Genomic DNA, 1,224 nt, shown 5'->3' with positions numbered 1-1,224 from the left:
CATTTTTATCTTAAGTGTGGTTTTTCTCTCATCATTGACCTCAACGATAATAAATACTTCTTCATTTTCTTCAAAGGCTTTTTCAAGATAATGCACCCCTTCATAACTTTCAACTTTGCCATCTTTTACAAATTTATAAAGTAAATTTAAATTGATGGTGGCTGAAGTTTTTTTACCTACTGAATTAATCTCTTCATAGTCTCTATCATTTATAGGGCTTAGCTTTTGACTTTCTCTTGTTCCGCCTTTAAGTCCTGAAATGCTTGTTAGAAATCCTGCTTGAATAGGTTCTTTGTCTGCAGCTTCCATTGCACGAGATAAAACTAAAATTCTAAGTCCCTGCACGTCTGGGGCGTCTGTAACGATTTTGTCTTTTGACATGTATGCTCCTTATATTAAGTAAATATAAGGAGATTTTATAAAAAGTTTGAGGCGTTAAAGTGCGTGTTAGAGTTTTTTACTATCAGCCATAACTAAACTACTCATTTTTTATCCTTTTTTCAAGTTTATTGATGCGTATTTCACACACTCCTACCCAAGCAGCCAAAATGATGATAAGAATAAAATCAAAATCCATTTTTAATCCTTTTATGGTATAATATTTTCAAAGATGAAAACCCCCTCGCACTGGGGGTTACTTTAGCTTGTTAAAAGCTTTAGTAAAGCTACAATATAAAATATTGTTTGTAAGATTAGTGCGAGTAATCTTAGCTTTTTCATCTTTTACTCCTTTCTTTTTTGATTAGTTTTTAGTTATCTACTAAAAACTTAATATAATTATATAGTATTTTACTAAAAAAGTCAAGTATATTTTATGTTATTTACTAAAAATATGTTATTATTTTTATATAAATAACATAAAAGGCATTAAATGACAAGATTAGAATTTGATAAAAAAATCAAACAATTAGGTTTAACAAGAAAAACATTTGCAGATATATCAAAAGTAAGCTATAGTGGAATTTCTACAAATTGGAAGGATGATAAAGAAATTCCTGCTTGGGTTGAACCTTTTTTATATTACTACGAAAAAAGCTTAGTTTTAGATGAAATTTCAAAATCTATAAAACCTTTTATAAAATAATTTTGTATAACCTCTACAAACAATAAGTAAGAAAAACATCGCTACTATAAAATCCGCTTTCCTCGTCTTTATCTTCTGTGTTAAATAAAATTTCAATCGGTTTTTTTTGAAATTTTAAAACAAAGATTTCTATTTTTTGT

2 protein-coding genes are annotated in these 1,224 nt (G+C 28.0%); one reads left to right on the top strand and one right to left on the bottom strand.

Annotated elements, in window-relative coordinates:
• A partial coding sequence (locus CQA76_RS08895) for a hypothetical protein (RefSeq protein ID WP_170999741.1) occupies nt 1–381 on the bottom strand: 381 nt, incomplete at its 3' end.
• 490 nt (nt 382–871) lie between these two features.
• On the opposite strand from CQA76_RS08895, the gene CQA76_RS08890 reads away from it, so the two are divergent.
• A complete protein-coding gene (locus tag CQA76_RS08890) occupies nt 872–1,084 on the top strand; it encodes a hypothetical protein (protein WP_137623017.1) in 213 nt (70 codons plus the stop codon).
• Nucleotides 1,085–1,224: the final 140 nt, after the last annotated feature.

It is taken from the genome of Campylobacter aviculae (assembly GCF_005406215.1).
GTDB lineage: Bacteria > Campylobacterota > Campylobacteria > Campylobacterales > Campylobacteraceae > Campylobacter_D > Campylobacter_D aviculae.
This window is presented reverse-complemented; position numbering and strand designations above follow the sequence as displayed.

Bases quoted from the DNA above. Each gene is read 5' to 3' on its own strand.
- CQA76_RS08890 (WP_137623017.1), top strand. From the start codon at position 872: ATGACAAGATTAGAATTTGATAAAAAAATCAAACAATTAGGTTTAACA.